Annotated in this window: 7 protein-coding genes and 1 pseudogene; all 8 read right to left on the bottom strand. The window is 52.2% G+C overall.

Annotated elements, in window-relative coordinates; all coding sequences use genetic code 11:
* A pseudogene (locus F8N49_RS24630) lies at positions 1-473 on the bottom strand (tetratricopeptide repeat protein); the annotation flags it as partial.
* Entirely contained in the window at positions 460-1005 is a 546-nt protein-coding gene (locus F8N49_RS24635; RefSeq protein ID WP_071172100.1) for a hypothetical protein, read from the bottom strand. The pseudogene F8N49_RS24630 and the gene F8N49_RS24635, both read right to left, overlap by 14 nt.
* Positions 1006-1009: 4 nt before the next feature.
* Entirely contained in the window at positions 1010-1465 is a 456-nt protein-coding gene (locus F8N49_RS24640; RefSeq protein ID WP_071172242.1) for a hypothetical protein, read from the bottom strand.
* 88 nt (positions 1466-1553) lie between these two features.
* Complete coding sequence (locus F8N49_RS24645) at positions 1554-2306, bottom strand: hypothetical protein (protein ID WP_256675510.1); 753 nt, start codon at positions 2304-2306, stop codon at positions 1554-1556.
* On the bottom strand, positions 2299-2787 hold the full coding sequence (locus tag F8N49_RS24650) for a cell division protein (protein WP_071172099.1): 489 nt from the start codon (positions 2785-2787) through the stop codon (positions 2299-2301). Before F8N49_RS24650 ends, F8N49_RS24645 begins: the two co-directional genes overlap by 8 nt.
* 140 nt (positions 2788-2927) lie before the next feature.
* Positions 2928-4295 carry a lysozyme inhibitor LprI family protein gene (locus F8N49_RS24655; protein ID WP_071172241.1) on the bottom strand — a complete coding sequence of 456 codons (1368 nt, stop codon included), beginning with the start codon at positions 4293-4295 and terminating at the stop codon, positions 2928-2930.
* A 119-nt stretch (positions 4296-4414) separates the two neighbouring features.
* Complete coding sequence (locus tag F8N49_RS24660) at positions 4415-4951, bottom strand: hypothetical protein (RefSeq protein WP_151552977.1); 537 nt, start codon at positions 4949-4951, stop codon at positions 4415-4417.
* 13 nt (positions 4952-4964) lie between these two features.
* Positions 4965-6002: glycoside hydrolase family 19 protein (locus F8N49_RS24665; protein WP_372241048.1), on the bottom strand; the 1038-nt coding region annotated here is incomplete at its 5' end.

Below are 6002 nucleotides of genomic sequence, written 5' to 3' on the forward strand. Positions count from 1 at the left end.
TTCAACCACTCCTTCGGGGACTCCGTTTCCAAGATAGGCGTAAGGACTTCGCCATCTTCCGAAAACCACTGATTACCCACCCATTTGCCGAGACAAAAACGAGGGGAACGCTCGGCCAGCACGCAACCGGTTTCCATGGAGATCACATCGCAATGCTGTTGCGACACGAGTTTTTCTTCTTGATTCTCATCCGACAACATGCCGAAGACCACCGGGTCGAGCAACAAGGTTTTCTTGTCAGGGCTGAGCCAGTCCGGGTGTCCATCGGCGCCAACATCGGTACTGAAGAGCGGGAAGGTTTTGCCGTTGGCGGTGAACCATGCGGTCGCGGAATTCACACCGGGCATCGTCCATTTTGTCGCTCGAAACGTCACGGTGTGTCCGTCGATACCGACTATGGGCGAGTCCTCGGCAAGAGCGCTTGTGGCGGCAAAAAGGCAGCTGATCATCACTACCCACTTAAGGCTGACCATAGACGATCCTCTTCACCGCCGGGCTTTCTGACATTAGCTGCCTCTTCGTAACGCCATAGGCCTTGATCAGCTCTTCCCGAGATCCCTTCGAGCCAAAAAAGCGTTGGTTACTATCGAAGCTGTATTGCTCCAATCGGCCTGCTGTCGAGTAATACCCATGCCACTCCGCGCAGGCACTATAACCGCCATATCCGCCTATCGAAACAAGGCTGCCCTGGGTGCCTTCCACGCAATCCATCGCCACAACAACATTGCTCAACATTTTCGTCTTCGCACCGTCGGAAGTGAGTTGTGAAACTTTGCTGATATCACGCCGAAGCACTTTGCCGCCGATATTGATGGTCTGGTCGGAGCAGACCGGGATGACGTGGGTTTCCGCATCATCCACTGTCACGGATCGACAGGACGAAACCAACACCACTTCAACACCGCCACACTGCATGACATCGCGCTGAGTAAAGGAGTCCGAAGGCGCGGCGAGAACTGGCAGAGAGAGCAGCAGAGAAAGACCGCCCGCGAGAAGACGGTTCATCCACTCACTCCTCATCCATCGGCGACGATTCCACATCGGTCATGCTCAGCAGCCGGAATTCATTGTTCACAAACTCGTAGTAACGATCCCGATTACCACTTTCCAAAGCATTCCCCTGCGCATCTTCTTCACCGTCGAGCGTGATGCCGGACACGATGATCAAGCGGCTCTCGGGTTGGTAAACCATGCCGAACGTGCTGCCGTCGTAAGCATTCGGCAGACCGCCAACAACCTCACCGGTCTGGGCGTCCAGCACTTCGCCGCAAATGGCGCTGCCGCCACAGCCGAGCCTGTGAAGGATGTAATGGCCGGCGAAGTTGACCTTGCCTTTCAGGGCTTGCATCCGTGCCTGATCCATCATTGGGCTGCTGTTCTCTTGCGGCACCAGCTTATGGTTGGGGCCGGTGAAAACGGGCGTGACGGTGTAATCCTTGAAGACTGGATCGGCAGCGAATGCCATGGACGCGGCAGCCAATATCAAGCTGCCGAGAAGAAATGAAAATCCTTTCACGCTGTAGCTCCATCTATGCAATGCATCGTCAACATCCTCACTCGAAGGCGATGCTCCGCACTGCTGTTTTGATTTCTTCAAATCCTTCAACGCTTATCGCCAACGGGGCGGATGAGCACGACTCCGCGGACCCAATCAGTACCTGTTCGTTATGCATAAGGCAGAAGGTGATGCGACTGAACAGACGTCGACTCTCATCGTGATAACCGATGATGAATCCTGACGACTTTGCCCCCTTCAGCGATTCAAACGTGTAGGTTTGCGGATGCCCCGCCAACAACGTTGGCCCCCAGCCGTGATCAGTCAGAGTCGCCGGACACTTGCGGTCGTTGGCTTCACGCAACAGCTGCAACTCAATCGCGCTATCGGACGGCAACTGCTGACTAGTGAGAGCGGAAAAACTTCCCGCGCTTTCACACATAACACCAAACCATGGCTCGCTCAGACCCGCTGACTTTTCGAAATTCCACTCAGCGCTGTTTGAGCTTGGTGCCTGCCACAAGTGCGGCGCGTTCAATGTGTTGCGAAGTTGTTTTGTCGCAACGAATACCAGATCAGGCGAATTGAACTGCAGCCATTGATCTTGCGTAAGCGTCATCGAAAACCGGCAGGGTGTCATAACCACCAAGGCGGTAACTGGCCCTTGAGCGGCCTGCGATTGACCGAGAGCATCACCGATCAACACAATTTTGTCGGCAATGGCATGACTAACCTGCATGAGGGCAAAACCAAAGAGCAGTCCGTGTAGATATCGAGGCTGTATGAAACTCAACGGTGATACATCAGCCACGGCTCTGGTCGCTCGATTCGGTTGCGCAATTGCCTTTCCGACAGTCATGTCGATAGAGCCAAAATAGCGGCGGCAACAATACGAGCAGCGCAAAACCATCCAGCCACACGTGCGACCAGACCTGCTGTTGCGCTGACAGCCACATGTCCTGCGGCGCCCATAACAGGATGCCGGCGATCAACCAGCCCCAGACTGCCGGCGCTTTCAAGCGATTGCCCAGGTGCACCAACGCGAGCATGTACAGCGAATAACTTTGCAACGTCGCGCCGAACAGCGCGAGCCACCAGACTTGTTGTTCGTGGCCGGCGGTGGGAACCGCATCGGCACCCCAGAACGACAGTTCGAGGACTTGCAGGTAGCCATCGAGCAAGCCGGAGTCACCGGCCCAGGTCAGGGTAAGACCGGCGAGGATATGCGTGATCGCAGCGGCATATAGCCAAAGCACCAACGCTGGACGAAGCGAGGAAGAAGAGGCTGGCATTCCGTGTCCTGAGCGCGTTCCTTGGGGGTGGGGAGTTTAAAGGAAAATCGGGGTCGTCAGATGCTCAAGCGTTAAACGTTTTAGCGTGAGGGATTCAGACAAAACTTTTGCAAAAACCGCCTCAAACAGCCCCTCAAAACTCAAATGCAGTGGCTGGCTTTGATCGGCGCCGTGGCTGACGATCCCAATCGCCCCACGTTGAAGACGCCCAACTGGTCACCTTTGTCAGCCGCCATTTGATAACAGGCTAACGCCCGCGATATATCCTTCGTTCCTAACTCCCCACCCTCAAAGGTAGAGGCCAGGTAGTTCATAGCGTCCGTGGAGCCCATGGTAATCGCCCGAATAACCTGCTCTTCTGCCTGCTTGGGATGAAGGCAAGGGCCGTTATAGTCAGTGGAGTTTCCTGAACAAAGAAACGTCGCATAGCCCATCGCACCCTTTGCTATTTTCGAAGCCGCTTTGAACAAAGCCTCAACCTTCGGGGTTTCCAACTGAGACGCCATTTGCGAAAGGCTTAGGCTTGCCGCCGACAGGCTCGCCTGCGCATCACCCGACTCTGCAGCGCAAACAAAATTATCCAAGGACGCTTCAATCAATTCCGCTGTCAGCGGATATTGCTCAAGAAATCCCAGCCCTCCTAAAGCTTCAGCACGTTGTTCACAGAGATTTTCAGCGCGGCTCATTCCGGGGTTACGTGTTGCGACCAAATCCTTCTCACTGATCGACCAGTCCTCTATCCCCTCTAGCACCCAACACGCCTGACGAGAGAAGTTGAAGATTTTCACATTGCTGTTGCCCGCTCGCTTATCCACGACATTGACGTGACTGTCGTCGACCTCTTCGATCTCGACTCCAGGCGTTTTGCCGGGTGTGATGGCGGTCATCAGCGGATAGGTGAAGGAAGCTCCGCTGACGCCCGAGGTCGAAGGCTCAAAGGTACTACGGTCCTTGCCTACAACCGGCTTCAACACAAGCGACTTGACCGTCATCGCAGTGAGACGACGTTGTGATTCGCTGTTGGCGGAAAACGCCGCAATGAAAGGCGCGAATTCCTCCGAGGGGCAAGCGTCGCTGGTGGGAGCCGTCGACGAGTTCTTGTCGGATGCAAGAGCAGGGACAATCTTGTCCAGATACGCCGAGCGCTCACGACTCATTCTGGCGATACACGAGTTAACGGCAAACACATGCGCTGGCATCCCCGTCTCGGTTTCGAATGCCTCCAAAGGGCAGTTCGAATCGCGCAACTTCAACCACGCACGTTGCGACTCTTTAACCTTCGCTGCGTACTCCGCACCCAACGCGGGATCGGCTCGATAGCCAGGCTCAAGCCGCGCCATCAACTGCTTGTAGCTGACGTTCAACTGCGCATCGGCAGCCTTCTTTGCCGCCTCCGAGCAGGGCACCATTTCCAGGCTTGAGGTGACATTGCGGCAGTCGTCCTGCGCGTAGGCCGCTGAAACTGGCATTAGCAGCGCGGCTAGCAGGGTAAAAACAAAACGGTCCACGGTGTTCATCCTTGAGTGGTACAGGCTTTGCGCTAGGCGAATCAGGCAAAAACCATTTTTGCGCATAGTAATAAAGCGTCGCCTTTCCTTTATTAAGTGAAAAAACCCGCCAGCTATCACTATTTAGCGCCATTGATTTTCTTGAGATAGGCCTTTATCAAACCTGCATTAACATATGAAAAATGTTGCTCCTCGCCTTCTTGATATCCTTCCATCCCGCTCAAATTCCTGTCAAACCTGACAAGTTGATTCACAACCAGCTTATTGTCCGCGCTTTTTTCATACCCATAAACTTGATAAAGCGTTCCGTACGTCCCAATACCCCTGCTCGTGAGTTCCCATGAAACCAAAACAAGCACGTTTTTCTTACCCTTCACCGGATAAAAGAAAATAGACTCGATTTTTGGATCTGAGCCAGCCACATCGTATTTATCAACAAGACTTCTATTTTTTTTATTGTCGACTCCAACAACATCCAGAACCAGAGAAACAGGGAACTCCTCGCTAGTCGTCTGCAGGAATGATAATTCGCCTCCGCTTACGACGTCAGTTTTAAACGGCCCCTGAATCACCTGCCCCTGCAAATAATCAGAATCCTGCGCACTGCTGGAATTTGCTAGAAGAAAAACAAAAGCAAACATGAAAAAACGGAGCATAGCCAATGACCTCTTAATTAATATTCATGAGTGCAGCAAGTGCTTGAAATCTAGTATTCCTGTCCGCGTATCCGTTTTGGCCGCCATTCACCATTTGTGTTACGTCCGCCACACTTCCTGTCTTGGCGACCTCGCACAACTTAGTGCCTCCCTGACCAGTTTTCGTGAACCAGAATACGAACGCAGACTCAACACCGTATTCGGTCGACGAAACCAGAAGATCCGGGTTTGCCACAAAATCCTGAATATCCGACGGGTTGCGTTGATTATGTACGTTAGTAAACCGTTGATATTCCGATTTCCCCGTCACCTGCAACATTCCGCGGCCGCGGTATCGATAGCCATCTCGACTAGCCTCATTGCCATTTCCCATTCGATCGGCGTAGACGTAACTGGCAAGATTTTCAGCATTCAGCGCGTAATGACTTGTCTCTGTCCAAAGTTTGCTTCTCAACACACCAAAATCACAGCTATCCGTCTGCTCATTATAGCCATTCACTTTATTATGGTATCTGCACCCATAAGTTTTTTTCATTTGCCGCGCGCTAAACCTCAAACCTTCTTCGACAACTCTGAGTTGACTTTCATGACCAACTTGAGACAGAAAATGCGCAATAGCCTTTGGTTGTTCAAGCTTATACGCTAAAGCATATTTATTAAGATAGGGTAAAATATTGGCGTGATGCGCCTCTTCTCCTGCTGGATTGGCAGCCCGAAGCATCTCTAAGGTAATAAGATCACGTGGAGCAGTAAAACTACCGATAAGCGCAATCGGATGAATATGGCGAACATTAGTATCACTGGTAATTCCATGGTGCCCGACAAGCTTGTCCCACCAGCTCAACTTTTTAATCCTTGCCTTTTCTTCAATCCATTCATTATGTGGCTCTGATTCACTATGCCCCATCAATTCATCCAGAGAATCCCATTTTTCTTGTTTGAATTGCCACTCGTTTTCATAGCGTGTAACCATTTGAGAAATCGGCTGTGCGAACCATGGATTACTCAAAGCCTCTTTTACTTCCGAAGGCGTGAGCTTTTTATCACCGTT

Origin of the sequence: Pseudomonas sp. GXM4 (assembly GCF_008923895.1) — a bacterium.
In the GTDB taxonomy this organism is placed as follows: Bacteria; Pseudomonadota; Gammaproteobacteria; order Pseudomonadales; family Pseudomonadaceae; genus Aquipseudomonas; species Aquipseudomonas atacamensis.